Origin of the sequence: Ekhidna sp. (assembly GCF_040223195.1) — a bacterium.
Classification (GTDB): Bacteria; Bacteroidota; Bacteroidia; order Cytophagales; family Cyclobacteriaceae; genus Ekhidna.
Map to the genome: position 1 here is coordinate 58,006 of NZ_JAVKDX010000008.1, position 26,736 is coordinate 84,741.

A 26,736-nucleotide genomic window follows, 5' to 3' on the forward strand; every position below is an offset into this window, starting at 1 on the left:
AGTCAGTTTAGTTTAAATGGTACGATCATGTAGAATTCCGGAATTTCTACATTGAATAGCCTGCCATCAACAATTCGCTCCATGATGTAATGTCCCTTCATCTTCCCGATACCGGAGCGGAGATTGCACCCTGAGACATACTGGTGTATCTCGCCCGGCTCCAGCACCGGTTGTTTGCCCACGACTCCTTCACCATCTACCTCATGCTTGGGAAATGCCGCGTCAATGATGTCCCAGTGCCGGGCTTTTAGCTGCACAGTATTGTTTGAATTATTCTCAATGGTGATCCTGTAGGTGAACACAAAGTGATCATTTGCTGGTTGCGAATGCTCCGGCTGATAGTTTGTTTCCACTGAAACTTTGATGCCTTTGGTTACTCCAGTAATCATGTCTTGGCGGACAATTTAATAGAATTTCAATTTAATTTACCAACAAGCCAATAAGATTTGTATGAGTGTTAAAATAGCTGATAGTTGGAGGGAGCGGCTCGGCGGGGAATTTGAGAAGGAATATTTTCAAGAGCTGATATCATTTGTAAAAAATGAATATGCTACAAAAAGGATTTATCCACCAGGTTCATTGATCTTCAGCGCCTTTGATCATTGTGCTTTTGACGACATAAAAGTGGTGATTGTAGGCCAGGACCCTTACCATGGGCATGGGCAGGCAAATGGTTTGTGCTTTTCAGTAGTAGATGGGGTGAGGCATCCTCCATCGTTGCAGAATATTTTCAAAGAAATACAGGATGATCTGGGGATTCCAATCCCTCAATCTGGAAATCTGGAGCGATGGGCTGACCAAGGGGTATTATTGGTAAACGCTACGCTCACGGTTGAGGCCGGGAAGGCTGGCTCTCATCAGAATAGAGGCTGGGAGACATTTACTGATTCAGTACTTAAGATAGTCTCCGATGAAAAGGAGCATATTGTCTTTCTGCTGTGGGGGGCTTACGCACAGAAAAAAGGCGCATTTCTTGACCATAGGAAGCACCTGATTCTCCAATCTCCACACCCTTCACCTTTTTCGGCCCATTCGGGTTTTTTTGGAAATAAACACTTTTCCAAAACCAACCATTATCTGGAGTCCAAGGGTCTTACACCTATTAAATGGTAATTTTACGTTATTAAGGGAAGCAGTTGTTAAAACTGTTTTTGATGAGTGAAAACGATGAAGAATTTGAAAATTAAATTAATGCTTCTGGTGCTGATTGCCGGGATTGCAATCGGTTGTAAAAAGGATGACGGGATTAGCGTACCCCTGCAAAATGAGGTAAATGAGTTTGTTTGGTTTGGAATGAACGGCTATTACTATTGGGTAGATGAGATTGAAGATTTATCAATAGACAAGTATCCCACCTATAATGCCCTTCACACTTTTTTGAATACCTATTCAGATCCTGAAAATTTATTTGATGACTTGATGTATGAAGATGACAGGTTTTCCTGGATTGTGGATGACTATGAGGAACTGGAAGCTTCTTTTCAGGGTGTGTCAAAATCGTTTGGATATGAACTTGGACTATTGAGGCTTTCCAGCGGAAGTGATGACCTTTTAGGCTATGTGAAATACATTGTTCCTGGAGGACCTGCTGAGTCTGCAGGACTGCAAAGAGGGGACTTGTTTACAAAAGTGAATGGAAGCAAGCTTACTATAAACAACTATCAGTCAGTTCTACAAAGTGATAGCTATACACTGAATCTATCAGAGGTTCAGAATGAGACAATTACGCCAACGGGTGAGAGTGTATCCCTTATCGCAGTAGAGTTATCCGAGAATCCAATTTTTATATCAGAAACACTGGAGGTTGAAGGAGGGGTGAAGGTTGGCTACCTTATGTACAATCAATTTATAAATAACAACACCTATCATGCTCAAATGAATGATGCGTTTGGGCAGTTCAAAACAGATGGGATAACCGATCTAATTCTTGACCTTAGATACAATGGGGGAGGGTCATTGACAACATCCAGAATATTAGCATCGATGATCTATGGTGAAGCTTCTTCAAGTGATATTCTTGGGTCAATAGTATATAATAGCAAGTTATCTGAAGCAAATACTGACCTTTCGTTCTTGACATCAGTCCCTGTCTTTGATTCTGAAGGGAATCAATCTTCATCTATTCCCATGAATCGGCTAACCCTTGATCGAGTTTTTATTCTTATCACAGGGAGTAGCGCATCGGCTTCTGAGTTTGTAATAGCTGGATTGTTGCCGTATATGGACGTTACATTAGTTGGGACAACCTCTGTTGGGAAAAATGTAGGGTCAATTACGCTTTACGATTCTCCCGATGAGGGCTATGTGGAGAAGGGCGCCAGCTTAAATCCAAACCACAAATATGCGATGCAGCCGATCATCAGTCAATTGGCAAACTCGGATGGTTTTACTGATTATATTGATGGCTTTGACCCAAATATTGAAGTAGATGAAATTGATTATCTGGGAGAATTCAAGCCACTGGGGGACTTGTCAGAGCCTTTACTTGCAGAAGCCATCGGAATCATTACCGGCAATGCCAGGATTAGTCGTAAACCAGACAATGGGATGAGGGCCATACCTGATGCCCTTAAAAAGGAGTATTTACGCACTATCCACATTGACGACAAAAAAGTCCCTCCAATGGTAAGGACCTATTTGGATGATTTTCAGTGAGGTTACTAGCGTATCTCCAAAAGATTGATAACAAATAAAGGCATCCATTTTGGATGCCTTTATTGTTTTTTGTTTATCAACGAGAATTGGTCCTATACGCTTCTTTTATGCAAACTCTATTTCCTGCTTACTCAATGCCATTAAGTAAGCGGCTCCATCGTATCTTGTTAAAGAAGCTGGCATTGGTGTCGTATGACATCCAGATGAAGGAGGCTTCACCCACGATATTATCCTCCGGCACAAAGCCCCAGTAGCGGGAATCATCAGAAGCATGACGGTTGTCACCCATCATGAAATAATAGTCTTTTTTGAATGTGTATTCAGTAAGCTCCTCACCATTGACTTTCAATTTGTCAATATCAATCTCTACCGACTCATTTCCTTCATAATTGGTAATGGTGGAGCCATACATAGCGAGGCTCTCTTCATTCACCTCGATCGTCATGCCCCTTGCCGGAACAGTAAGCGGCCCAAAGAAATCCCTGTTCCAGGGGAAGTAAAGTGCATTAGGAAATATATTTTGTTCAGCGCGATCCTCAGGGATCAATTGCAATGTGACACCTTCAATAAAGGGCTGCTTTGCAAATTCTTCTGCCACCGAAGAGGGCATTAAAACAGAGTAACCTTCGGGATATCTGGTCACGCTATTATATGGATTGATATCAAACTTTTCAAAGGTGCGCTCACGAATGGACTCTGTAGAACGAACAAAATACTCGTGCTGCATGAGTGGAGGGTTTTCCTGTTTATCTCCATTTATATACACCTGAGTTGCTTTGATTTCCAAGGTTTCACCCGCAATGGCCACACATCTTTTGATGTAGTGCGTCTTTAAATCCATTGGGTGATACTCACCATCCCTACGTTGATTATAGTGATCATTTACCGGATAATTGAAAACAACCACATCATTTCGCTCTACTTTACCAAAGGATGGCAGCCTCAAGCTTGGAAGGGATACTCCTGGAATGTAGGAGGGTATTTGAGTCCCCCAGATCGTTTGATGAGTCAGCGGAATTTGAATTGGGGTTTGAGGGGTTCTAGGGCCATATTCTGCCTTGCTTACGAAAAGGAAGTCTCCAACAAGTAAGGAGCGTTCCATTGATCCTGTGGGGATCACGTACGCTTCCATAAAAATCCACCTGACGAAAGTGGCGCAAAAGACCGCAAAGGTGATTGCCTCAAACCATTCTTTACCGAAAGACTTTTTAGGCTTTGGCATTTCGGTAGCCTTGCCAAGATAGGTAGTGTCTATCCAGGCTATGTAGTTCATGTATATGGGAGCGAAGATTACACCCAAAACTTGATCCAGATAGGTGTACTTGCCGTAGGATTTCATCAAATCCAGGTGCATGGTGAGACCTACGAAAAAATTAATGACTGGCACAAAAAGCAGCAATACCCACCATTTTGGTCTTCCGATAATTTCGAGATGCACGTAATAGTTGAGAAATGGAATAAAGCCCTTCCAGCCTTCTTTTCCAGCCTTCTCAAAGAATTTGTAATAGGCTGTTCCCTGAAGTACATACCAGAGAATGAGGAAGGTAATGACAAAAGCAGGGTTGAAATCATTAAAGTACATATGATCAATTATCGTTTATAAAGTCCGACATGGTAAACATTCCCTTTTTTGTATGAATCCATTCACCAACTTTCACCACACCCTGGGCAAACACACTGCGATCATGTGCGGTATGCTTTATTTCTATGGATTCTAAAGGGGACGAATAGCTTACGGTATGGGTGCCCGGCACGTTGGGCTCACGCCTGGAAACTATTCCTAGTTTTTTATGATCGGCAGATTTGGCATTTATCCAGCCATTCAGCTCAGTTTTTGTAGCCAATATACCTTCTGCCAGTGTGATAGCTGTTCCGCTGGGACTATCCTTTTTCTCTGTATGATGGACTTCTTCGATGGATGGAGTAAAATCCAGTTGAGCCATTTTGCCCGCCAGCCACTTATTAAGTTCGAAGAATAAATTCACGCCAATGCTGAAATTAGAAGCGTAAAGAAAAGTGCCATTTTTAGATTGACACAACTCCCTGATGTCATCTAATCTATCCAGCCAGCCTGTGGTACCTGAGATCACAGGAATTCCGTTTTCTATGCAATAGGAAATATTTTCAAACGCGGAATCGGGTTGCGTGAATTCAATAGCTAAATCTACCTGCTGGTTTTTTAAACCATGCAGCCCATCATCTTTTCCAATCGTAGACGCAATTGCATGGCCGGCCGCTAAAGCTACTTTTTCAATAGCCTTTCCCATCTTACCATAACCAATTAGCGCGATATTCATTATTAAAACTTCAACACGAAGGAAACTCCTACGGCCTGCGAAAATAATGGAGTTGACTGAATAGAGGGCTCTATCCCGAAAGCAAGTTTGTCATTGAGCTTAAACTCCTCCAAATGGGCAGATACATGTGCATCTACAATTTGCAGGATGTAAAATGCTGAGCCTACGATGATTAGTAAATCCCGGTTTCTTCTAAATACGTCCCTTCCTCGAACCAGCGAAGCTTCACTGGAGATAATGTTTTGGTAGGGGTTGGGCTCTCCCTTAATGGTGAGGAGGGAGGCATTTCGGAGTGCATGATAGACTTTATTGTTGTAGTCAATGAAATGCCCAAAAGTCAACATGCCTGCCAGCACGATGGGGACTTTCCAGTATTGCTTATTGTAAGCCTGACCCAGGCCAGGCAGGACAGCTGATAGCAAGGCAGCTCGCTGCGGGTCAAGGTTGCTCACTTCTTCAAAAAGCTCTGCATCTTCCTCCGCTTTCACGAAAGTGGAATCATCCAGTAAAACGGGCTTGTCTTGTGCCAGAACACCCAAAACTAAAAGGCTGGAAAGGATGGATATGAAGACTCTTTTCATCATTTGCGATTGCTTCGCAAAGTTCGCGCCTAAACTTCAATAAAGCAGAGAGTCAGACCTTTAAATATCCAAAATCTCAAGGATTCGGTTCAAATCTTCTGTGGAAGTAAATGGGATTTTGATTTCACCCTTGTTTTTGCCGTCTGCCTTTATTGCGATTTTGGATCCAAAATGATTGGCCAGCTTGCTTTGAAGTTTTTTGATTTCCGGATCAACGTCCGCAGGCTTTTCTGTCTTGGTTTCTTTTTTCCCGTTAGACCGAACCAGTTCTTCCACTTTCCTTACGGAGAGATCTTGCTTCACGATCTGGCTAAAGATATCCAATTGCCGGGATACATCATCAATGGAAATAAGCGCTCGGGCATGCCCCATGCTAAGTTTACCATCCCTTAGTGCTATCTGAATATCAGGTGGAAGCTTGAGGAGACGGAGATAGTTGGTAACTGTACTTCTGTTTTTTCCAACTCTTTCGCCCAGCTCTTCCTGCTTCAGGTCACACTCTGCCAGCAGCCGCTGGTAGCTTAGCGCAATCTCAATTGCATTGAGGTTTTCACGCTGAATATTCTCGATTAGCGCCATTTCCAGCATTTGCTGGTCATCGGCTAGCCTGATGTAAGCCGGAATGGTTTTGAGACCTGCTTTTTTACTTGCCTGAAGTCTTCGCTCACCAGAGATTAGCTGAAATTCTTTTTCGCTCAGGGCACGAACGGTAATTGGCTGGATGATGCCCTGAACTTTGATTGATTCAGCAAGATCATTGAGTGCTTCTTCGTCAAAGTCGGTTCGAGGCTGCCATGGATTTGTTTCTATTTGGGATATGTCTATCTCATTGATAGCTCCACTGGGTGTTGCACCCGATCCGCTGATTTTTTTCTTTTCTCCTGAATCTTCCAGTAAGGCACCCAGCCCTCTTCCCAATCCTGATCTTTTCTTGAATTTACTCTCTGCCATGTGCTCTTCAGGCTGCTTTTACTTCGTTTCTCACTAAAATCTCCTTAGCCAGGTTCAAATAACTTATTGAACCTTTGCTGTCTGCATCGTGGGTAATGGCCGGCATGCCGAATCCGGGAGACTCACTTAGCTTTATATTTCTTGGAATCATCGTACTAAATACGAGTGACTCAAAATGCATTTTTACTTCTTCTACCACCTGGTTAGCCAGGTTCAGGCGCACATCATACATCGTTAAAAGAATCCCCTCAATATCCAGATTTTGGTTTAGCCGGGTTTGAATGATCTTAATGGTGTTCAAAAGCTTACCCAAACCTTCAAGCGCGAAATACTCACACTGTACCGGAACGATCACAGAATCGGAAGCGGTTAAGGCATTGATCGTGATTAATCCAAGTGAGGGAGAGCAATCGATTATGATGAAATCATAGTCATCCCTGATTTCCGCAAGTGCCTGCTTCATTTTCTCCTCACGCTCCTCAATGTTTACCATTTCTACTTCTGCACCTACCAGATCAATGTGGGAGGGGAGCAGGTCCAGAAATTTGATGGGGGTATCTACGATGCTCTCTTTGGCGCTGGCTCCATCCACCATGCACTCATAAATACTCACTTCTACATTTTTCGGATCAATACCTACACCAGAGGTTGCATTTGCCTGAGGGTCAGCATCCACAATCAGGGTTTTGAACTCCAGAGCAGCCAAACTTGCGGCCAGGTTGATGGCGGTGGTTGTCTTACCAACTCCTCCTTTTTGATTCGCAATAGAAATGATCTTACCCATATAAATTTTGTTTTCTGATGTGATTTCTGGTAGTGTAAAGGACACAAATATATCCAACCTGATCTCAAGATAGTCATGTTGTGAATAACTTGTGTAAAAAAGAAAAACCTTGATTCACTTACGTAGAACCAAGGTTTTTAGTGTGGTTATCAACAATCTAGTTTTTCTTTTTTCTGTCAAAAACATAGCATTCAAGAAACGATTTACTATCAAGAACTTCAATTTCAGCAAAGAAGTAATCACTAAGGTCTTCAGTCACAATGCAGGTGCATCCGGCTGCCTTGGCTGCATAGTATTGGAAGCCATCCTCAAGATCAATGATCTTTGGATTACTCAATGCCTGGTTTACGGCATTCTCACTAATGACTGCAAGCTTGATATTGTCTTTGAGAATACCAATTTTCTTTCTTGCAGCTTTCTCTCCACTTTTTTTAGCTGAAAAATAGTAGCAGATAGCCAAGCCTAAACTGGATGTATAGAGGTCATATTGTGGGGATGCAGAAAGACTTAAGACACGGGATGAATAGGTGAAAACCGGATACTCCTTATTGAGTGTGGCTACAAGCACATTTGCATCCAGAAATACTCTCACTTTTTGCGGCTTTCGTAATAATCCTTTTTGATGGCTTTGGAAGACTTCCTATATTCTACCTTACCTTCTGCTACCTGATGAACCCAATCTGCAACGGGTAGTTCCTCCAAAGATCGATATGTAGTGGATTCCAGTTGGCTGTAGAGAAATTCTGTAAGTCTGGAAAGGCTTATATTGTGCTTTTCGGCGAATCGCTTAGCAGATGCTATTGCCTCCTGATTGAAACTCAATGTTACTTTTGCATCCATGGCACTGAATTATACGTCAAAAATAAATAATATTTACGTATAAATTAAAAGCCTCGGCTCAATCAGGTAGAACCAAGGTTTTTTAGTGTGGTTATCAACGATCTAATTTTTCTTTTTCTTGTTCTTTTGTGCTTCCTGACTAGCCTTCATGGCCTCTTCCAGTCTGGTTTGAAATTTAGACTTCTTCTTGTTGGCATTTTTCTTTTTGTTCTCCTGAAGCAACGCATGGATCTTATCTTCATCAATGATTTTTCTAAAAAGCAGCGTTTGCCCAAAAGTCACCATGTTTGACACAAAGTAGTAGAATGTAAGGCCGGATGCGTAACTGTTTAGCACAAACAAAAACATGATTGGCATCATGTACTGAAGTGTCTTCATTGGTCCTTGTACTGTTGTGATCTGGCTGTTGCTCCACGTGTACAGAATTGTTGAAAGGGTCATCAGCAATGTGAATAAACTTACATGGCTGCCATAAAAAGGAATGGTAAATGGTAAGTTAATGATGCTATCATAGGTGGATAAATCATGTGCCCAAAGAAAGGATTGCTGTCTAAGCTCCACCGCATTCGGGAAGAAGAAGAAGAGCGAGAAGAGGATAGGCATTTGAAGTAACATTGGTATGCAACCGCTCACAGGGTTTATGCCCACCTGCTGATAAAGCTTCATCTGCTCTTGCTGGGCTTTTTGCATGTCACCTCCATGCTTTTCTTTGATTTCGTCCAGTTCCGGCTTCATCGCCCGCATTTTGGCCATGGACATATGAGACTTCCAGGTAAGTGGTGCTAGGATCAATCGAATGAATACGACCACCAGCAGAATAATGATTCCATAGTTTGAGAGGAATCCTTCCAGAAAGTTGAAGATGGGAATGATAAGGTACTTATTGACCACCGGAAGTGGCCCCCAACCCATGTCCAGATTTTCTTCAAACTCCGGGGCAACCTTTTTCAGAACGTTGTACTTGTTAGATCCAAAGTAATACCTTGCACTGAATCCATTTGCGAAATCCGCATAAGGAATAATCAGTTGCATGGACATATTCTTCACTGTGGTAGTATCTGAGAAATCTACCGCTTGGTTGATATAGCCGGATTTGAAGGATGCATCTGCTATGATGGCAGAGGTGAAGAACTTCTGCTTGAAAGAAGCCCATTTGATTTGTGAGCCAAGGGTAGCGTCTTCAAACTCTGTTGAGCGCTCGGCCAGTTCGTCGTAATCGCCATTGGCCAGATAATAGCGCACATTACAATTCATCCTTCCGTCATCCAAATGCTTTTCTGCGCGGTTAATCGCCTGATTCCAGTTGAAGTTGATATCGGTTGGGTTGAGAACGGAATTAAGACCAGTGCTTTCTATGCTATATGCCAGCTGAAATCCTGTGGGTGGAAGCAGGTATTTCTGTACGATCGTAAAGTTCCCATTGGTGAGGACATAGGAGAGCTGAGTCGTATCATTTACTGTCTCTAGGGAAGATTTAAATGAAAGCTCAGATAGATTTATTTTCTTACCATTATGATCAACGATCATATCCATGCCGGATTTTGAACCGTCCATCAATACCAGCGGATTCCCAAGGTAGTCCTTGTGTTTTTTTAGAACTACTTCTTTGATTCGACCTCCCTGATTGGAAAGTGTTACGATCAACTCACTGTTTTCAATGGTTTTCAATGTTTCATTTCCACCTGACGCAAAAGCAAATGCTCCGTATTTCTGCGTATTCAAAGAAGCCTGCGCCGAATCAGAAATAGCCGGAACAAGGGAGGTGGTGTCTGCGGAAGTGGCCTCCGAAACTACTTCTTTTATTGGCTCATCTTGGGTGGTGAGCGTTTCAGGTGCTGGTGGTTCAGGGGCAAACCATGTGAAGTAAACGGCCAATAAGGCGAACATTAGGATAAGTCCTATAAATTGATTTCTGTCCATTTATTGAATTTTATATCTCCTGACTTTTCTTCAGGTCAAGGGATGCTTTGACAAATTTTACAAATAGAGGATGTGGGTCTGTCACTGTAGATTTCAATTCCGGGTGATACTGCGTACCCACAAACCACGGGTGATCTTTAATCTCCATGATCTCCACCAGGTTGGTATCCGGGTTGATACCAGTGGCAGTCATACCAGCATTTTCAAAATCCTCCAGGTATTTGTTATTGAATTCGTATCTATGACGATGACGCTCCATGATTTTCTTAGAGCCATACGCAGCGTAGGCCTTGCTTCCTTTTTTAAGCTCGCAAACATACGCACCAAGTCTCATGGTGCCACCCATATCCTTGATGTTTTTCTGGCTTTCCATCAGGTCTATGACGGGATAGGAGGTTTTGGCCATCTCGGTACTGTTGGCCTTTTTCTGGCCCAATACGTTTCGAGCAAACTCAATCACTGCACATTGCATACCAAGACAGATACCAAAAAATGGGACTTTGTTTTCACGAGCATATTGCACCGCGTAGATCTTCCCTTCAATACCGCGCTCACCAAATCCTGGTGCCACCAGGATGCCATCTAAATTGCCCAATTCCTTCTCTACATTGTCACCATCCAGTTCTTCGGCATGAATCCACTGAAGGTTTACTTTGCATTCATTGGCAGCCCCGGCATGGATGAACGACTCAGCGATTGATTTATAAGCATCCTGAAGCTCTACATATTTACCAACCAGACCGATATTTATAGAAGCAGTCGGGTTCTTTAATCGGCCAAGAAACTCCTTCCACTTTTCAATTTTAGGTTCCTTTTTGTAAGGCATTTTAAACTTGGTAAGTACGCGCTCGTCAAGTTTTTCCTTTCGCATCAAAATGGGAACGTCATAGATTGTGGGTGCGTCCAATGCCTCAATAACTGAATTGATTGGCACATTACAGAAAAGTGCCAGCTTCTTCCGAATTTCCTGTGTGATGTGATACTCAGATCGGCACACCAAAATATCCGGCTGAATACCTGCCTCAAGTAGTTCTTTTACAGAATGCTGGGTTGGTTTGGTTTTTAGCTCTCCTGAGGCCTTTAGGTAAGGGATAAGCGTGAGATGAATGGAAATGCTATTAGTGGGGCCTAACTCGAACTTTGCCTGACGTACTGCCTCAATGAACGGAAGGGATTCGATATCACCGACACAGCCACCAATTTCAGTGATTACCACATCGTACTTTCCGGTTTCGCCTAGCTTGTATATGTTGTTTTTAATCTCATCGGTAATATGTGGGATCACCTGCACAGTCTTACCCAGGTATTCTCCCTGACGCTCTTTTTGAATGACATTGTAATAGATTCTACCGGTAGTTACGTTGTTGGCCTGGGAGGTTTCTATGCTTAGGAACCGCTCGTAGTGTCCCAGGTCAAGGTCAGTTTCTGCGCCATCATTGGTCACATAGCATTCTCCATGTTCGTATGGGTTCAGCGTTCCCGGATCAATGTTGATGTAAGGGTCAAATTTTTGAATAGTTACGGATAAGCCCCTGGCCTGTAGTAGTTTACCCAGAGAAGCTGCGATGATACCTTTTCCGAGGGATGATGTCACACCGCCCGTAACAAAGATGTATTTCGTTTTAGACATGAAGAGCGTTTTCCTGTTTCTTGTTACGGGATGCAAAGATAGGTTTTTATTCCTATCCGTCTCGGATTATTTGAAAGGAATGCGGTAAGAAATTGATGCTCCGAAGTAGCCAATGGGATCAATTTCTATAAACTCTTCTCCGGGGAGCTGAACAGGAATGCTGTAGGTGTAGCTTAAAAAAATATTTAAACGATTCGTGGATAGAGATAAAGGGATTGTGAAGGTATAGTTTAGAATGCCAAATTCATTTGAATCCACTAATTCTTCCACATCGTATCCTTCATTCACAATTTGCTGAAGGGCCGTTTGATCTGCCTCACTTAAATCTGAGGAGGTTCTCAAATCATTCAAAAGTTGAATCCGCGTTTGCAAAGTAATTCGGTCGTTTCTGTGTGCTCTTTTGATCAGAAACTCCAGATACTGTTTTTGCTGTTCAGTGAGATTTGCAAATGTAGTCAGGCGCTCAATTCGATTAGCCCGTTCCTCACTTACCTGTTGACGAGTAATTCTTAGCTGAGTGATGTCACCATTCCCCGCCATCATGCTTGCCGATGGGTAGAGGCTTATGCTTTTGAAAACCCACCATTTTCCCAGGCGTATTGTTCCCGTGAGATTGGTGATGATTCGGTGAGCGGTCTCATTGCCAAAGAGGAATGAATAATCCACTGAAGCAAATCCGAGTTTAAAATCATAGCTCATAGAACCTCCCACCGAATAAGAAAGCGGATTATCGGAGGAGTCCTTGGGATTGTAAAACCACTTTTCTCCATCAAGGGTGTAGCTCCATTTCTTATTCTTGAAATTGCCTAGATAGCCCAGCGAGAGTATGGTAGGGTTATAGCTAGGTTCAATTCCACTGTTCCAAAAGCCGGCCAGGTCTCCATATAGACCGGATTTGTGATAGTAGGATATCCCGGGCGAAACCCCACTTTGGCTGATATTGTAATCACGGCCTGCACTGGTGACATTGGTGGTGTAGCTGAGACGAATATTCAGCTCGCTCGATGATTGACTTTCCATGCTGAAAAGACTATCAATCAGATTGAAAATGGAAAGCGAATCCATTTCTTCTTCAAGTGCCTTTAGTTGCTCAGCATAGGATAGGGTGTCCTGCCCGGAAACGGATAGAGATAAAAGACACAATGTAGCTATTGCAGTCGAACGAAACATCAGGTAGGGTAGGTGATTAGTTTTGTCGATCTCTCAGGCGTCCGTCATTTCGCTGCTGTTGTTTTTGTCGCTGCATTTGCTGGGCTCGTATTCGCTTCAGCAGCATTTCTTTAAAGTCATTCTCGGCTTTTCTCAGGTTATTGAGCTGGCGCGTCGTGATTACTTTCAGGATTCGATCGGCATATTCTTGTTCCAACTTCAGCTGCCTTTCCTTGACCTGAGTGGCCATTTCAAGCATTTTTTTGTTCTCTTCCTCGGAAGCCTTGTTGGGGTCAAAGTTCTTTCTCGCCTGATCAAAATCCCTTCGAATGTCTTGTCGTTGTTTTCCAAACTCGCGATAGATCGGCCAGAATTTCTCCGCCTGCTCAGGGGTGAGCTCCAGCCGCTCAGTGATAAGTGCAATCTTAGCAGCCTCTATTTTCTCCATCGCTTCCGGGCTTTGGGCACTGAGACCCAGCCAGGAGATGGTTGCCAGTAGGATAAAAAGTCTTTTCATAGTTGTATTTATAAATATTCGTCAGCTAAATCGTACTCAAGAAGGACATCATCAATTACTCCTTCATCCATATCAATTCCGTCCAAAACATCAGTTTCTTCAAAATTCAATATTTCGCTGTTTTCGTCCACAGCACTTGCAATATCATATTCATCCAATTCGATTAGATCCAAATAGGCCACTAATTCCTCCTGAGAAACTTCAGCAAGAAGCTCCTCGGCTGTGGGTGTTGAAGTGTTTTTTAGAATGAATACCGCAGTTAAGATGATAATAAAGGAGGCTGCCATTGCCAGGCTCCAGGAAGGAAGACGAATGGTTTGGGGTGTGCTCTCAGTGCCAATCCTTTGCTGGATTTTCATCGGCAAATCCTCAAAATATCCCTCAGGCACCTTAAAGCCACTTTTTTTATTGATATCGTCAAGTTTATACTTCATCTCGTAATGCTTAGAGTCTATTCTACTGGAAAGGTTTAATCTGTATTGATGAAATCTTCAATTTTTTTAACCGCGTGGTGATAATTGGCTTTCAATGCACCCACACTTGTGCCTGTAATTTCTGCTATATCTGAAAATTTCATATCATCAAAGTACTTCATATTGAAGACCATGCGCTGCTTGTCGGGCAATTTTAGTAGTGCTTTCTGAAGCTTCATCTGCACTTCATCGCCTGAAGGCTCCACCTGACTGGTCAGTTTTTGCGTGAGCTCACCCTCCAAATCGTGAATGGGTATAAAGAATCGCTTCTTTTTCTTTCGGAGAAAATTCAGGCATTCATTCGTAGCGATCCGGTATATCCAGGTATAAAGCCTGGAATCCTCCCGAAACTGTCCCAGGTTCTTCCACACCTTCACAAATATTTCCTGCACCAGATCATCCGCATCATCATGGTCAATGACCATCTTTCTCACATGCCAGTAAATTCGCTCCTGATATTCACGCACTAAAAGATTGAACCCGTAATTGCGGGTTTCTTCCAGTCGAATCTTTTCTATGATCAGATCTTCCAATGCTTATCAGGTAGGTACGGGTCTTAGATGTTAAAGATAGATGAAGGTTTAATTTTGGATATATTTTTATTGTAACAGCAACTTTATTTCATAGTTGTTGTTACATTATATGTATTTGTATTTATTTGAAATATGGGAATAGCCGAAGAAATAAAACAGGAAAAATTTAAGAGTGAGTTTTCAAAAGCGATTATTAACATCATTTATACAGATGCCTGGCTGAGCCAGCATCATGCCTCACTTTTTAAATCAAACGGACTGACCACCCCCCAATTTAACATTCTAAGGATATTGAGAGGTCAGCACCCTAAGCCAGCTACCGTAAATCTACTGATTGAAAGAATGCTGGACAAAAGCTCTAATGCTTCGCGCATTGTGGACCGGCTGGAAGAGAAGGGCCTGGTGAAAAGGGTACAATGCTCAAAAGATCGCCGTGCTGTGGATGTTTTTATTTCGGAGAGAGGGTTGGATCTCCTCAAGAAAATGGACGTGCAGATGGCGAAATGGGAGGCATCTCATAATAGGCTGACCGAAAAGGAAGCAGCCACCCTGAATACTTTGCTCGATAAGCTTAGGTCCTGATTAAAGGTCTTTGAGTGTCTCCAGGATTCCAGCTACAGCTCCTTTTTTTCTGATAATCATCAGCGGAAGATTCTCATTGATCCGGATCATTCGTTCAGCCTTGCTTCCAATGAACAACGCTGAAGTTACAGTTCTTCCTTTGGCGCCCATCACGATCAGATCTACTTTTTTTCGTGATGCTTCTTCTAATACCAGATCGATGACTTTTCCATTAGAGTCTAATGTGCATACCGGAATTAACTCCTGATCTTTTTTGACGGTCTTTTTAATTAGGAAATCCAGGTCTTTGCTGGCATGTCCTTTCATAACTTCCGCAAATTCCTCATAGCTCTTGCCCGAGTAGCGATAGCTTGAGGGTACCTGATAAACATTTTGCAGATAAATTTTAGATTTCAAATCCTTTGTGAGTAGGAGAGTCCGCTTGAGCGAAAGTGAGGAATAATCCGAGAAGTCAACAGGAATGAAAATCTTATCAAACTTGAGCTTCTTTCCTTCTGGGATCAGGAGGAGGTTACAAGGGGATCTCCGTGCGATGCGCGTGCTCAATACCGAATCACTTACCTTTTTCCTTCCGAGCACAATCAGGTCAGATTTTAGGTCATTGGCCGCCTTGAGTATTTCTTTGGTCTCACCGCCCTGCTTTACCAAAATCTTTGTGGGTACCTCGCACTTGAAATACTTGTCAATCAGTTTTTTGATTTCCGTTCTGCGCTCTTTTAGCGCTTTATCCATAAGGTCGGGAAACTCTTTCAAAACCGTATCCGGAAGATTGAAATCTTTGATGACATTCAAAAAAGTGATTTGAGTAGCTCCTGCAGTTTTTCCGATAATGCAGGCATTTTCAATCAACTCCCGATCCATTTTGGTATGATCCAGGCAGACAATAATTTTTTTAAGCGGAGCGATCAATGTTTTTGGGTGTTTATTTTCTGCAAAATTAAGATTGATCTTTGATCAAAACATCATGAAAATCCATTTTTCAAAATATTTTTCCTTCAAATATTCATGTAAAGGAATTAATACTCTATGAACGATAAAAAGTTTCGCTCAAACAAAATATTATTCTATTTTAGTCATTAGATCACAAAGCATTTCCACTGATTCCTTTGAGTGAGTAGGGAAGTTAGCGATTCTTAGGTGGTTTTTCTTGTGGCTTCCATAGCCTGTTCCAAGAATCAACCCCCTTTGCTGAAAGTAATTGATAAATTCTGCAGCTTTTTTAGTGCTCGCTACAATCGTGGTTTTGGAACGGTGCTCTTTCGAGGAAACGAAATGAGCAAGGTGCGGATGATTTTCTATCGCTTGATTGAGTAGGGTTGCCTTATAAATCGTGTCGTTTCGCATCCGCTGAACACCAGCACTTAAAATGTCTTGGGCGATCTTTCCAAGCAAATAGATAAAAAGCATGTTGGGGGTTTCAGGAGTTTGGCTCTTATCTCCAAATTTTTTCAGGTTTGGCAGTGTCCGGTATGACCCCAGGGAAGTCGTTATGGACCTTTCCTCAGCTATCTCATGACATTTTTCATTTGCTATCCATACAGCCAGGCCTGCAGGGAGACCAAAAGCCTTCTGAACAGAGAAATAGGCTGTGTCTATATTTTGAAAATTTACCTCCAGGGAAGGAGAGGCGCTCACCACGTCAAGGGCGATCAATTTATCCGGGTTCTCTTTTCTAAGCTTTTCAATTTCACTTTCCAAAAAGCTGTGACCAACACTCGTTTCATTTTTGGTGATCCCAATGAGCTCAGCACCTCTAGGGATTTCAAAAGCCTCAAAAGATCCTCCATCTTCAGCTTCAGTCGCCGTGCTACTCTTACCATGCAGAAGTGCAAACTCGTAGAATTTTCTGCTAAAAGCGCCATTTATGAAGTGATGAGATCTTTTTGATACCAGATTTTGTATGATACGATCCCACGCCTCATTTGCCGAATTCAGGTAGTAAATGTCATATCCTGCTGGCAAGTCCAGCAGTTCCCTCATTCCCTCATTCGTTTCTTCTACGATTCGAATGAAATCCTTGCTCCGGTGGGAGATGGAGGGGATGTCCAGAAAAAGAGCCCTTTTCAGATGCTCCTCAAAGGTGTAAAAAAGCTGGGCCGGCCCAGGCGTGAAATAAATTTTATTGGACATAAAAAAAGCTCTTTATTCTAAAGAGCAATATAATTTCTTAAGCAGAATAAAGGTTCCTTAAACCCGGGTTTCCATCCACTTAAATGTTCGGTTGATGATTTTGAGTGCCAGTTTAATTTTTTTCACACTGATCATCTCTCTGGACTCATCGTACATGGTCACACCATCGGCAAAAAGCAGTACCTGCGGGTATTCGTTCATCACACCAGCCATATCTGTCACAGCTTCAGCTACATCCTTATCTTTCATCACATCGATGATATAAACATCAAGATTTTCAGGAGAGATAGTCCAATCCTTCTCCAACTGATCAAGGGCTTGAGTGCTTTCAGAGGATGAAGGTCTATGCTTGAAAATAAGTGCAGGTTTTTCCCTTGAATCCTCCACGATCTTGTCGAATTCCTGTCGAGTACTAAGCGATTTCCAATTAAGCGGATAACTCATCAATTCTAAATTTAGCTCATTAAACGGTTTAACAAGCTCTAAAGGTTGGGTGGTATTAACTCTAATTTGCTTTAAACTTAATATAAAACTCTGAATCTTATAGTACCTCTGACCATTTTCAGGTCTTTTATTACCTCTTCCTTGTAGTTCTTGTCTATATCCGTAATAACGTACCCTATGGTGTCATTAGTTTTTAAATATTGGCCCCCAATATTTATCCCGTGCTGAGCCAGCACATTATTGATGTTTGCAAGCACGCCTGGCTCATTTTTGTGAATGTGAATGAAGCGATGCGCCTGACTTAAACCCGGCAGAGAGATATTAGGAAAGTTCACGCTATTTGAGGTGGATCCGGTATTGATGTAGTCAATAATTTTAGATGGCACAAAGTCCGCAATATTCTCCTGGGCTTCCAACGTACTTCCGCCAATATGTGGAGTTAAAATCGTGTTTCTGAGCCCCATAAGAGGGGAGGAGAATGGATGTTTGTTACTAAGCGGCTCTTCTGGAAAAACATCCACACTACATCCATGAATTTTTCCATTTGTCACATTGGCGGCCAGTGCGTCAATATCCACAATGTGTCCTCTGCTCAGGTTGATGAAGACCACACCGTCTTTCATTTGTTCAAATTCCCGGGCTCCAATCATATGCTCATTTTCAGGCCGTCCGTCTACATGGAGGGTCACCACATCTGAGGTTTGGAGCAGATGCTCGAGCGTTGGGCAGGGTGTGGCATTGCCCAGGGCAAGTTTTTCTTCCAGATCGTAATATTGCACATTCATCCCTACGGACTCAGCCACAACAGAAAGTTGAGATCCAATCTTGCCATACCCGATGATTCCCAGAGTCTTTCCACGAATTTCAAAGCTGCCATTGGCCGTCTTGCTCCAGACGCCCTGATGCATCTGCATCATTTTGTCAGGCAAATTTCTCATCAGCATAATAATCTGAGCCAGGGCCAACTCCACTACCGAGCGTGTATTTGAAAAGGGGGCATTGAAGACCGCCACGCCTTTTTGCAGAGCTGATTTCAGGTCAATCTGATTGGTGCCAATACAAAAGGCTCCAATGGACAAAAGCCTTTTCGCATTTTTCAAAACCTTATCAGTTACTATCGTTTTGGATCGGATGCCTAAAACGCTCACATCTTTGATCGCTTCTGCCAGTTCATCTTCAGTCATTCCTGCCGGATGGGTCTCCACTTGGTATCCTTCACTTTTCAGCTTCATTATCGCATCCTCATGAATATTCTCTAGGAGTAAGGCTTTGATCCGGTTTTTGGGGTACGAGTGAGCCCGCTCCAGGTTTTGGGTAAAAAGGAATTCATCCAGGGAAGGGGCTTCATGGTCAGCCTCACTCAGAATTTTTTCCCTTCTTACATTCTCCGTAAAAGCATAAAACTTGTGTGCAAGGCCTGCCTTTTTGATTTCATAATCTGTGAATCCATCACCCAGCACAAAAACTTCCCCTTTTAGTTTCAAACTTTCAATTTGTCGGGGTTTGCCATTGTTTTCAGAAAGAATATTGGTTTCATCAAATCCTACAATTTTGCCTGTTTCGTCATATTTAAATTCATTGGCAAATACGTGCTCTTCTTTGATCCCAAAGTGCATGGCGATTGGCACGATGAAGTCTTTGAAGCCATTGGAGACGATGAAAATCTGTTCCCGATACTTGTTGATAAATTCCGTATTTCGTTTGAAAGAAGGAGAAACCAGCGAGCTGAGTCTATCCACCAATTCAGGGAGGTGATCCTGATGCGCTTCCAGAATATTTACTCGTTTTTTCAGTGATTCACGAAAGGACATGCCGCCCTCCATCCCCCGATCGGTAATGTCTTTAATTTCCTGAATGGCGTTCGCCTGATTTTCATTATTCTTGAGAGAGATTTCAGCCAGTACATCCAGAGCCTCTACCTGAGTGAATGTACTGTCAAAGTCGATGATAAAATATTTGGTTTGCTCCATGGTTTTTTAGGAAAGTACCCAAAAATAGAACATGCAAAAACTCCGACATACGTTATTCATGCTTTTCTTTTTTGCAATCGTTTTCGCCCAGGGGCAGGGGTATGAATTGCTCAAGCAAAGGATTGACAGTGTGGTTACGGAGGCGATTCAAGCAGAAGCATTTCCTGGGTGTGTGATCTATGCGAGCCTGGCAGATAGTATGATTTACCTCAAATCTTTCGGACACCACACCTATGATTCCACGCGGAGGGTAGCTGTGAATGATATTTATGACCTGGCCTCCATTACCAAGGTGGCGGGGGGCACGATGGCACTTATGAAATTGTATGAGGATGGACGCATCAGTCTGGATGACCCGATTGGTGACTACATCGATAAGCTGGGAAGGAAAGTAGGGCGTGTTACTTTCAGAGAAGCACTGGCACATCAGGGAGGCTTGTATCCCTGGATTCCATATCACAGTGAGGTGAAAAGAAGAAATGGGAAATTCAGAAGTAAGACCATTTCCACGAATCTGGATGAAGAATATAATTATCCCTTAGGCGATAGTCTTTATTTGCACGGAGAATTCTATAGTAAGATCAAGAAGATGATCCGAAAGAGCGAATTGTCCGAAGATAAAACCTATCGCTATTCCGGTCTGTTTTTCTATCTGATCCCCGAGCTGATAAAAAACCTGACGGATACATTATATCAGGATTACCTATCAGCCCATTTTTACGATCCGCTAGGTGTCCGCACCCTCACGTTCAACCCCCGAGAGAAGTTTTCCCTGCACCAGATCGTACCTACAGAAATAGACACATTTTTCCGCATGGAGAAAATTCATGGAAATGTACATGACGAGGGGGCCATCATGATGAAAGGAATATCTGCCAATGCCGGTCTCTTTAGCAATGCGGAAGATATTGCAGCCCTTTTCCAAATGCTCTTGAATGACGGAAAGTTAGATAGCGTTCAATACCTTTCACAGCAAACCATCCGGCTTTTTACCACAGCCCAGTATCCCAACAATGAAAATCGGAGAGGACTGGGCTTTGACAAGCCTCTATTAGAATATGATTCCATTCGAAGTAGTGTGGCAAAAAGTGCCAGCTTCGAGAGCTATGGTCATACGGGCTACACCGGAACCTTAGCCTGGGCTGATCCAGCCAATGATCTCATTTTCATTTTCCTGACCAATCGGGTGTATCCGTCCCGTACTTATCGAGCCATTTATGATCTCAATGTTCGCCCCACCATTCATCAGTTCCTATATGATTATCTGGATGGTGTTTTAGGGGAAAATACTGAGCCTGTCCCAAACTCGAAATAAGCAATGGTATTTGATTATTTAAAATTATTCTAAATAAGCTCGATTTTACGATTTTAGCTAAATCTAATATCCTGAATTTCACTAGGTTGCGGAGCTATGTTGCGGAAGCCAATGGAAGGTGTAAAACCCACCTTTGAAAAACAGCAACCCAATGTTACTTTTGTACGCGTTTGATCTCAAGCCATCGGAATACATGTTTAAAACAACACCGAATCTAACCCGAATATTCCTTAGCCTGGCGCTTGGAGTGTTCTTCTCACTGAGCCTAAAAGCCCAGGAAATTCCCACTGACGAAAGCATAATTGCTGCTGGAGAAGCCAATTTTAAGACCAACTGCTCCACTTGCCATAAAATTTGGGAAGTGCGAATCGGCCCTGCTCTTAATGGGGTGACTGAGCGTCGATCTGTAGAATGGTTAATTCCATGGATTAAAAACTCACAGGCAATGATTGCCTCCGGAGATGAGCAAGCGGTTGCACTGTGGGAGGAATACAATCAAACAGTAATGACAGCCTACCCGTCATTCTCTGATGATGATGTGTTGGCCATTTTGGCATATGTAAAAGCTGAGACAGCTAAAGGCCCTCCTGTAGCTGAAGTTGCTGTGAGTACTGCTGGTGGGGAGGAAGGAAGTTCAGTTTCCTCTTCATACCTGATGGCAGTAATTATCATATTGGTGGTAGTTCTTGCTTTGGCAGTGGTTGCCCTGATCATCGCTGCACGAACGCTGGTAAAGCATTTGAAGGAATCCAAAGACTTATCAGAAGAAGATCAGGAGATCGTATCCCAGCAATTTGATGTTGCAGGATTCCTGAAAAGCAATTCATTTGTTGGACTGGTGGTATTTGTTTTCACCATTCTGGTACTGAAAACTTTGATCGACGGGGCATTTACTATTGGTGTGCAGCAGGGTTACCAACCCACTCAGCCGATTGCATTCTCCCACCAACTCCATGCCGGACAATACGAAATCGATTGTCAATATTGTCATACTGGCGTAAGAAAATCCAAGTCTGCAAATATTCCATCTCCAAACATTTGTATGAACTGTCACTCGCAGATCAAGAATGTGGCTGGACAAGATGGCATCTCGAAAGAAATTGCAAAAATCTATGCTGCGATCGATTACGATCCGGATACACAGACATACGGTACAGATACCAAGCCTATAGAATGGGTAAGAATTCATAACCTGCCTGATTTGGCCTACTTCAATCACTCACAGCACGTGAAGGTGGCAGAGATTGAATGTCAGACTTGCCACGGTCCTATTCAGGAAATGGAAGTGGTATATCAATATGCCAATCTGACCATGGGATGGTGTATCAACTGTCACAGAGAAACTGATGTAAATACGAAAGGAAACGAATATTACGACAAGCTTGTAAAGCTTCATTCTGAGCAAAGCAAGGAGCCGATGAAAGTGGAAGATATTGGAGGTTTGGAGTGTTCGAAATGTCACTATTAATATTCGAAAACAGCTGATCTAATTAGAAATGAAAGAAACTAAGAAATACTGGAAGGGTCTGGAGCAATTGGAAAACACTGCTGATTTCCAAGTTAGAGCTTCAAAAGAATTCCCGGAATATTTACCGATCAATGGTGGTGAAAGTGGAGAGCCATCTCGTCGTGATTTTCTTAAAATGATGGGCTTTGGTGTAGCTGCTGTTTCATTAGCAGCATGCGAAGCACCGGTAAGAAAAGCAATTCCTTATGTAAACAAGCCGATTGACGTAGACCCGGGTGTAGCTAACTATTATGCTTCTACCTACTCGATGGGCAATGATGTGGCTTCTGTGGTAGTAAAGACCAGGGAGGGCCGACCTATCAAAATAGAAGGAAACGACCTTTCCATAATCAGTCAGGGAGGTACCACTACGCAGGTTGAGTCTTCCGTGCTTTCACTATACGACGGTGAGAGACTTCAGAATCCTAAAATAGGAGGAGAGGATACTGATTGGGAGACAATCGACAATCGAATCAAAACTGAGCTAGCTGCAAATGCTGGTAAGATCACGATTGTATCTTACTCTAACTGTAGCCCAAGCACAGCCAGAGCTATTCAGGCTCTGAGAGAAAAATATGTTGAAGTGGATCATGTGCAGTACGATCCAATCTCAATGAGTGGATTACTTGATGCTTATGGAGAAGCGACAGGTTCAAGAAGCCTGCCAATGCACGATTTCTCGAAAGCAAGCACAATAGTTTCGATCACGGCTGATTTCCTTGGAAACTGGCCAAATCAGGCATTGAACAATAAGCAGTTTGCTGCTACAAGAAAATTAGGTCCGGATAAGAAAGATATGTCCAGACTTTATTCATTTGAATCTAATCTTTCTTTGACTGGATCAAATGCAGATTACAGACAACCAATCAAGCCATCTCAGGAAGGCATTTACGTAGCTAATCTCTATAATCTGATTGCCCAGAAAGCAGGTGCCGCCACGGTAGGAATAGCAAAACTGGATGACACGGTGATGCTTGAGAAAGCAGCTAATGATCTTTGGAAATCAAGAGGTAAAGCTTTGGTAGTTTCAGGATCAAACGACAAGAACGTACAGCTTCTCGTTATTGCAATAAACGATCTCCTTCAAAGCTACGGAGCTACTATCGATCTAACCAGAAGCATCAATACAAGAAAGGGAAGCGATAGCGCTTTTAATCAACTGGTTAGCGATGTGAAAGCGGGAACAGTTGGGACAGTAATTTTCTACAACTGTAATCCAGCATATGATCACCCATTGGGAGCTCAATTAGTTAGCTCTTTAGGTAAGGTGAAAACAACCATCTCTACTTCAGATAGAATGGATGAGACTACAAGTTCCGTGAAGTATGTAGCTCCGGATCATCACTACCTGGAATCATGGAATGATTTCGAGCCTGTGACTGGTCACATGACACTTTCACAGCCAACTATCAAAAATATTTTCAATACGCGTCAGGCACAGGAGTCGTTCCTGAGATGGTCCGATAATGACGCTTCTTACTACGATTTCGTAAGACAAGGATGGGCATCTTTCGGAGATGCGAGTTTCTTTGATAAGTGTCTGCACGATGGTATTTATAATGTAGAAGGAAATTCAACCGCAGGCTCTGTTTCAGTAGATGCAGTAGTTGTAGCTGGTAATTTGAAAGCATCTAAATCTGATGGATTAGAATTGGCCATTTATGCTAATTATTCTGTTGGAGATGGAGTTCAGGCAAACAACCCATGGTTGCAGGAAATGCCAGATCCGATTACCAAAGCATGTTGGGATAACTATTTCACCGTTTCTCCACGTCAGGCTTCTGAAAATGACTGGGCGGTGAAGGACGGAGATATGGATTACAAAGTGGCTACACTTACCGTGAATGGGAAGTCAGTGACCGCACCGGTAATCCCTCAGCCGGGTCAGGCTTACGGAACTGTAGGTTTGGCTGTAGGATATGGAAGATCAAAAGCTGGAAAAGTGGGAAACGCAGTAGGTGTGAATGCCTATGAATTGGTGAGTAGCTCTGCGAGTGGACTGAGTTACAGTGCGCAGAATGTTACACTGTCCCTGACAGGTGAAGTAAGAAAGGTAGCACAAACACAAACGGCTCAGACTTACGCAGGTAGAGAAACGGTTATTCAGGAAACTACACTTGGCGCATACCAAAAAGATCCTCAGGCAGGAAGAAACTTCCCGATGATTTCTAAAGCAGATGGCACAAAGGTTCGGCCTCATGCGGTATCACTTTGGAAAGGTCACGAGTATCCAAATCACCACTGGGGAATGATCGTAGACCTAAACTCATGTACTGGTTGTGGAACATGTACAGTAGCGTGTCAAACTGAGAATAACATTCCGGTAGTAGGTAAAGAAGAGGTGCTGAATAGAAGAGAGATGCACTGGATTCGTATCGATAGATACTACAGCTCAAGACCTGAGAATGAATTGAAAGAATTGGGTGGATCGGATTTGATGGAGGTAAAGCAAAAGGAACTCGCAGCAGCGGACAATCCTGAAGTGACCTTCCAGCCAATGATGTGCCAGCAGTGTAATAATGCTCCGTGTGAGACAGTATGTCCTGTTGCTGCGACTACTCACTCTAGTGAGGGTCTTAACCAAATGACTTATAACAGATGTATCGGTACAAGATATTGTGCCAACAACTGTCCGTATAAAGTACGTCGATTCAACTGGTTTAAATACCACGATAACTCCAAGTTCGACATGAACATGGCCATGAATAATGATCTGGGTAAGATGGTATTGAACCCGGATGTGACTGTAAGAGCGAGAGGAGTGATGGAGAAATGTACGTTCTGCGTACAGCGAATTCAGTCTGGTAAACTTGATGCCAAGAAGGAGGGCAGAAGACCGGTTGATGGAGAGATCCAAACCGCTTGTGCGAAATCATGTCCTACTGATGCATTGATCTTCGGAGATATGAAAGACCCGGAAAGCAGAATCTCCAAGACCTTGAAATTGAAATATAATGAGAAGAGTGTAGAGGCTACAGAAGACAGAGCATACCACGTGCTCGAGGAGCTTCGGGTGATGCCAAACGTGTGGTACCTGACCAAAGTAAGAAACAAAGACAACAACGATAAAATAGAAGCATAATGCACGCAGAATCAGAAGTACGGATACCCTTAGTTACAGGTGGAAAGACCGTCCACGATGTTTCTGAGGATATTGCTGGAAGAGTAGAGGAGCGACCGTCCGTCACATGGATGCTCGCCATGGCAGTCTCTTTAGCACTTCTCCTGGCCGGAGGGTACGCAGTAGCGATCACCCTTTGGGATGGAATCGGAATGTGGGGCCTAAACAAAACCGTAGGATGGGCCTGGGATATCACCAACTTCGTATGGTGGGTGGGTATCGGTCACGCAGGAACGTTGATTTCCGCAGTACTTTTGCTTTTCCGTCAGCGTTGGAGAATGTCAATCAACAGAGCATCAGAGGCGATGACCATCTTTGCTGTAATCTGTGCAGCGATGTTCCCAGTCCTTCACATGGGACGTCCTTGGTTAGGATTTTACTGGGCATTACCACTTCCAAATACATTTGGCTCTCTATGGGTAAACTTCAACTCTCCACTATTGTGGGACGTATTTGCGATTTCTACATATTTCTCTGTTTCATTGGTGTTCTGGTATATCGGATTGATTCCTGATTTTGCGACTATCAGGGATAGAGCTAAAAACAAAGTTTCAAGAGCGATCTATGGGGCTCTGAGTTTCGGCTGGACAGGCGGAGCAAAAACCTGGTCTCACTACGAAACAGTATCACTAGTGCTTGCAGGACTTGCAACACCGCTGGTACTTTCAGTACACACCATCGTATCCTTCGACTTTGCTACTTCAGTAATTCCTGGATGGCATACCACGATCTTCCCTCCATACTTTGTGGCTGGAGCGATCTTCTCAGGATTCGCCATGGTATTGACCCTGCTTTTAGTTACACGAAAAGTGTACAAGCTTGAAGATTATATCACGATCCAACACATCGAACTGATGAACATTATCATCATTGTGACAGGATCGATTGTAGGTATTGCTTACATCACGGAATTTTTCATTGCGTGGTATTCCGGAGTAGAAGCTGAGCAATACGCTTTCATCAACAGAGCAACGGGTCCTTACTGGTGGGCATACTGGTCAATGATGACTTGTAATGTGATCTCCCCACAGTTATTCTGGTTCAAAAAAATTCGGACAAATCTTGCTGCAACTTTCATCATTTCAATTATTGTAAACATTGGAATGTGGTTCGAGAGGTTTGTAATTATTGTGACTTCACTTCATAGAGACTTCTTACCATCAAGTTGGGCGATGTTCTACCCAACCATTTATGATGTTGGAATTTATGTGTTCACGTTTGGATTGTTCTTCACTGCATTCTTCTTGTTCGCGAAGTTCTTCCCCGTGATTAACATGGCTGAAGTAAAGAGTATTATTAAAGCAACAGGTGAAAAGCCAACTAAATAGGCCTAAATA

At 42.9% G+C, this 26,736-nt stretch carries 25 protein-coding genes; 7 read left to right on the forward strand and 18 right to left on the reverse strand.

Annotated elements, in window-relative coordinates; all coding sequences use genetic code 11:
* Positions 1–2 precede the first annotated feature (2 nt).
* On the reverse strand, positions 3–389 hold the full coding sequence (gene apaG / locus RLN88_RS03765; protein ID WP_350220045.1) for a Co2+/Mg2+ efflux facilitator ApaG/CorD: 387 nt from the start codon (positions 387–389) through the stop codon (positions 3–5).
* A gap of 61 nt (positions 390–450) precedes the next feature.
* Here apaG and ung point away from each other — a divergent pair, with 61 nt between their 5' ends.
* Both ung and RLN88_RS03775 read left to right on the forward strand, forming a co-directional pair.
* Complete coding sequence (gene ung, locus RLN88_RS03770) at positions 451–1,113, forward strand: uracil-DNA glycosylase (RefSeq protein WP_350220046.1); 663 nt, start codon at positions 451–453, stop codon at positions 1,111–1,113.
* A 63-nt stretch (positions 1,114–1,176) separates the two neighbouring features.
* The gene (locus RLN88_RS03775) at positions 1,177–2,655 is read left to right on the forward strand and encodes a GFO_1087 family putative carboxy terminal peptidase (protein ID WP_350220047.1); all 1,479 of its coding nucleotides are present in this window, start codon (positions 1,177–1,179) and stop codon (positions 2,653–2,655) included.
* Between the two features lie 127 nt (positions 2,656–2,782).
* Here the strand turns inward: RLN88_RS03775 and lepB are convergent, their stop codons facing one another.
* The 13 genes from lepB to RLN88_RS03840 form a co-directional block, all read right to left on the reverse strand.
* Positions 2,783–4,237: a signal peptidase I gene (gene lepB / locus RLN88_RS03780; RefSeq protein ID WP_350220048.1), complete on the reverse strand. Its 1,455-nt coding sequence runs from the start codon at positions 4,235–4,237 to the stop codon at positions 2,783–2,785.
* A gap of 4 nt (positions 4,238–4,241) precedes the next feature.
* Positions 4,242–4,952, reverse strand: coding sequence for a 4-hydroxy-tetrahydrodipicolinate reductase (gene dapB / locus RLN88_RS03785; protein WP_350220049.1), 711 nt, complete (start codon positions 4,950–4,952; stop codon positions 4,242–4,244).
* 2 nt (positions 4,953–4,954) lie between these two features.
* Complete coding sequence (locus RLN88_RS03790) at positions 4,955–5,536, reverse strand: DUF5683 domain-containing protein (RefSeq protein ID WP_350220050.1); 582 nt, start codon at positions 5,534–5,536, stop codon at positions 4,955–4,957.
* Positions 5,537–5,593: 57 nt separating this feature from the next.
* A complete protein-coding gene (locus tag RLN88_RS03795) occupies positions 5,594–6,484 on the reverse strand; it encodes a ParB/RepB/Spo0J family partition protein (RefSeq protein WP_350220051.1) in 891 nt (296 codons plus the stop codon).
* Between the two features lie 7 nt (positions 6,485–6,491).
* On the reverse strand, positions 6,492–7,268 hold the full coding sequence (locus RLN88_RS03800; RefSeq protein WP_350220052.1) for a ParA family protein: 777 nt from the start codon (positions 7,266–7,268) through the stop codon (positions 6,492–6,494).
* Positions 7,269–7,425: 157 nt separating this feature from the next.
* Entirely contained in the window at positions 7,426–7,860 is a 435-nt protein-coding gene (locus tag RLN88_RS03805; protein ID WP_350220053.1) for a type II toxin-antitoxin system VapC family toxin, read from the reverse strand.
* Positions 7,857–8,108: a DUF6364 family protein gene (locus RLN88_RS03810; protein ID WP_350220054.1), complete on the reverse strand. Its 252-nt coding sequence runs from the start codon at positions 8,106–8,108 to the stop codon at positions 7,857–7,859. Before RLN88_RS03810 ends, RLN88_RS03805 begins: the two co-directional genes overlap by 4 nt.
* A 102-nt stretch (positions 8,109–8,210) precedes the next feature.
* Positions 8,211–10,028: a membrane protein insertase YidC gene (yidC, locus tag RLN88_RS03815; protein WP_350220055.1), complete on the reverse strand. Its 1,818-nt coding sequence runs from the start codon at positions 10,026–10,028 to the stop codon at positions 8,211–8,213.
* Between the two features lie 10 nt (positions 10,029–10,038).
* Entirely contained in the window at positions 10,039–11,658 is a 1,620-nt protein-coding gene (gene pyrG, locus RLN88_RS03820; protein ID WP_350220056.1) for a CTP synthase, read from the reverse strand.
* A 66-nt stretch (positions 11,659–11,724) separates the two neighbouring features.
* Entirely contained in the window at positions 11,725–12,828 is a 1,104-nt protein-coding gene (locus RLN88_RS03825; protein ID WP_350220057.1) for a TorF family putative porin, read from the reverse strand.
* Positions 12,829–12,844: 16 nt separating this feature from the next.
* Positions 12,845–13,324 (reverse strand): hypothetical protein, encoded by a 480-nt coding sequence (locus tag RLN88_RS03830; protein ID WP_350220058.1) that lies wholly within the window; start codon positions 13,322–13,324, stop codon positions 12,845–12,847.
* Between the two features lie 8 nt (positions 13,325–13,332).
* The gene (locus RLN88_RS03835) at positions 13,333–13,758 is read right to left on the reverse strand and encodes a hypothetical protein (protein ID WP_350220059.1); all 426 of its coding nucleotides are present in this window, start codon (positions 13,756–13,758) and stop codon (positions 13,333–13,335) included.
* Positions 13,759–13,793: 35 nt separating this feature from the next.
* The gene (locus RLN88_RS03840) at positions 13,794–14,330 is read right to left on the reverse strand and encodes an RNA polymerase sigma factor (RefSeq protein ID WP_350220060.1); all 537 of its coding nucleotides are present in this window, start codon (positions 14,328–14,330) and stop codon (positions 13,794–13,796) included.
* A 132-nt stretch (positions 14,331–14,462) separates the two neighbouring features.
* Here RLN88_RS03840 and RLN88_RS03845 point away from each other — a divergent pair, with 132 nt between their 5' ends.
* The gene (locus RLN88_RS03845) at positions 14,463–14,912 is read left to right on the forward strand and encodes a MarR family winged helix-turn-helix transcriptional regulator (RefSeq protein WP_350220061.1); all 450 of its coding nucleotides are present in this window, start codon (positions 14,463–14,465) and stop codon (positions 14,910–14,912) included.
* On the opposite strand, the gene RLN88_RS03850 is transcribed toward RLN88_RS03845, so the two are convergent.
* The 4 genes from RLN88_RS03850 to serA form a co-directional block, all read right to left on the reverse strand.
* Positions 14,913–15,821, reverse strand: coding sequence for a universal stress protein (locus RLN88_RS03850; RefSeq protein ID WP_350220062.1), 909 nt, complete (start codon positions 15,819–15,821; stop codon positions 14,913–14,915).
* 150 nt (positions 15,822–15,971) lie between these two features.
* Entirely contained in the window at positions 15,972–17,042 is a 1,071-nt protein-coding gene (locus RLN88_RS03855) for an aminotransferase class V-fold PLP-dependent enzyme (RefSeq protein ID WP_350220063.1), read from the reverse strand.
* A gap of 57 nt (positions 17,043–17,099) precedes the next feature.
* Positions 17,100–17,486: a monothiol bacilliredoxin BrxC family protein gene (locus RLN88_RS03860; protein ID WP_350220064.1), complete on the reverse strand. Its 387-nt coding sequence runs from the start codon at positions 17,484–17,486 to the stop codon at positions 17,100–17,102.
* A 77-nt stretch (positions 17,487–17,563) separates the two neighbouring features.
* On the reverse strand, positions 17,564–19,456 hold the full coding sequence (gene serA / locus RLN88_RS03865) for a phosphoglycerate dehydrogenase (protein ID WP_350220065.1): 1,893 nt from the start codon (positions 19,454–19,456) through the stop codon (positions 17,564–17,566).
* A 31-nt stretch (positions 19,457–19,487) separates the two neighbouring features.
* Here serA and RLN88_RS03870 point away from each other — a divergent pair, with 31 nt between their 5' ends.
* From RLN88_RS03870 to nrfD, 4 genes are all read left to right on the forward strand, one after another.
* Positions 19,488–20,771 (forward strand): serine hydrolase domain-containing protein, encoded by a 1,284-nt coding sequence (locus RLN88_RS03870; RefSeq protein ID WP_350220066.1) that lies wholly within the window; start codon positions 19,488–19,490, stop codon positions 20,769–20,771.
* A 151-nt stretch (positions 20,772–20,922) separates the two neighbouring features.
* Positions 20,923–22,239 (forward strand): cytochrome c3 family protein, encoded by a 1,317-nt coding sequence (locus RLN88_RS03875; protein ID WP_350220067.1) that lies wholly within the window; start codon positions 20,923–20,925, stop codon positions 22,237–22,239.
* Between the two features lie 28 nt (positions 22,240–22,267).
* On the forward strand, positions 22,268–25,360 hold the full coding sequence (locus RLN88_RS03880) for a TAT-variant-translocated molybdopterin oxidoreductase (protein ID WP_350220068.1): 3,093 nt from the start codon (positions 22,268–22,270) through the stop codon (positions 25,358–25,360).
* Entirely contained in the window at positions 25,360–26,727 is a 1,368-nt protein-coding gene (gene nrfD / locus RLN88_RS03885; RefSeq protein WP_350220069.1) for an NrfD/PsrC family molybdoenzyme membrane anchor subunit, read from the forward strand. Before RLN88_RS03880 ends, nrfD begins: the two co-directional genes overlap by 1 nt.
* Positions 26,728–26,736: the final 9 nt, after the last annotated feature.

Bases quoted from the DNA above. Each gene is read 5' to 3' on its own strand.
- apaG (WP_350220045.1), bottom strand. From the start codon at position 389: ATGATTACTGGAGTAACCAAAGGCATCAAAGTTTCAGTGGAAACAAAC.
- ung (WP_350220046.1), top strand. From the start codon at position 451: ATGAGTGTTAAAATAGCTGATAGTTGGAGGGAGCGGCTCGGCGGGGAA.
- lepB (WP_350220048.1), bottom strand. From the start codon at position 4,237: ATGTACTTTAATGATTTCAACCCTGCTTTTGTCATTACCTTCCTCATT.
- dapB (WP_350220049.1), bottom strand. From the start codon at position 4,952: ATGAATATCGCGCTAATTGGTTATGGTAAGATGGGAAAGGCTATTGAA.
- RLN88_RS03790 (WP_350220050.1), bottom strand. From the start codon at position 5,536: ATGATGAAAAGAGTCTTCATATCCATCCTTTCCAGCCTTTTAGTTTTG.
- RLN88_RS03795 (WP_350220051.1), bottom strand. From the start codon at position 6,484: ATGGCAGAGAGTAAATTCAAGAAAAGATCAGGATTGGGAAGAGGGCTG.
- RLN88_RS03800 (WP_350220052.1), bottom strand. From the start codon at position 7,268: ATGGGTAAGATCATTTCTATTGCGAATCAAAAAGGAGGAGTTGGTAAG.
- RLN88_RS03810 (WP_350220054.1), bottom strand. From the start codon at position 8,108: ATGGATGCAAAAGTAACATTGAGTTTCAATCAGGAGGCAATAGCATCT.
- yidC (WP_350220055.1), bottom strand. From the start codon at position 10,028: ATGGACAGAAATCAATTTATAGGACTTATCCTAATGTTCGCCTTATTG.
- pyrG (WP_350220056.1), bottom strand. From the start codon at position 11,658: ATGTCTAAAACGAAATACATCTTTGTTACGGGCGGTGTGACATCATCC.
- RLN88_RS03825 (WP_350220057.1), bottom strand. From the start codon at position 12,828: ATGTTTCGTTCGACTGCAATAGCTACATTGTGTCTTTTATCTCTATCC.
- RLN88_RS03830 (WP_350220058.1), bottom strand. From the start codon at position 13,324: ATGAAAAGACTTTTTATCCTACTGGCAACCATCTCCTGGCTGGGTCTC.
- RLN88_RS03835 (WP_350220059.1), bottom strand. From the start codon at position 13,758: ATGAAGTATAAACTTGACGATATCAATAAAAAAAGTGGCTTTAAGGTG.
- RLN88_RS03845 (WP_350220061.1), top strand. From the start codon at position 14,463: ATGGGAATAGCCGAAGAAATAAAACAGGAAAAATTTAAGAGTGAGTTT.
- RLN88_RS03855 (WP_350220063.1), bottom strand. From the start codon at position 17,042: ATGTCCAATAAAATTTATTTCACGCCTGGGCCGGCCCAGCTTTTTTAC.
- RLN88_RS03860 (WP_350220064.1), bottom strand. From the start codon at position 17,486: ATGAGTTATCCGCTTAATTGGAAATCGCTTAGTACTCGACAGGAATTC.
- serA (WP_350220065.1), bottom strand. From the start codon at position 19,456: ATGGAGCAAACCAAATATTTTATCATCGACTTTGACAGTACATTCACT.
- RLN88_RS03870 (WP_350220066.1), top strand. From the start codon at position 19,488: ATGCAAAAACTCCGACATACGTTATTCATGCTTTTCTTTTTTGCAATC.
- RLN88_RS03875 (WP_350220067.1), top strand. From the start codon at position 20,923: ATGTTACTTTTGTACGCGTTTGATCTCAAGCCATCGGAATACATGTTT.
- RLN88_RS03880 (WP_350220068.1), top strand. From the start codon at position 22,268: ATGAAAGAAACTAAGAAATACTGGAAGGGTCTGGAGCAATTGGAAAAC.
- nrfD (WP_350220069.1), top strand. From the start codon at position 25,360: ATGCACGCAGAATCAGAAGTACGGATACCCTTAGTTACAGGTGGAAAG.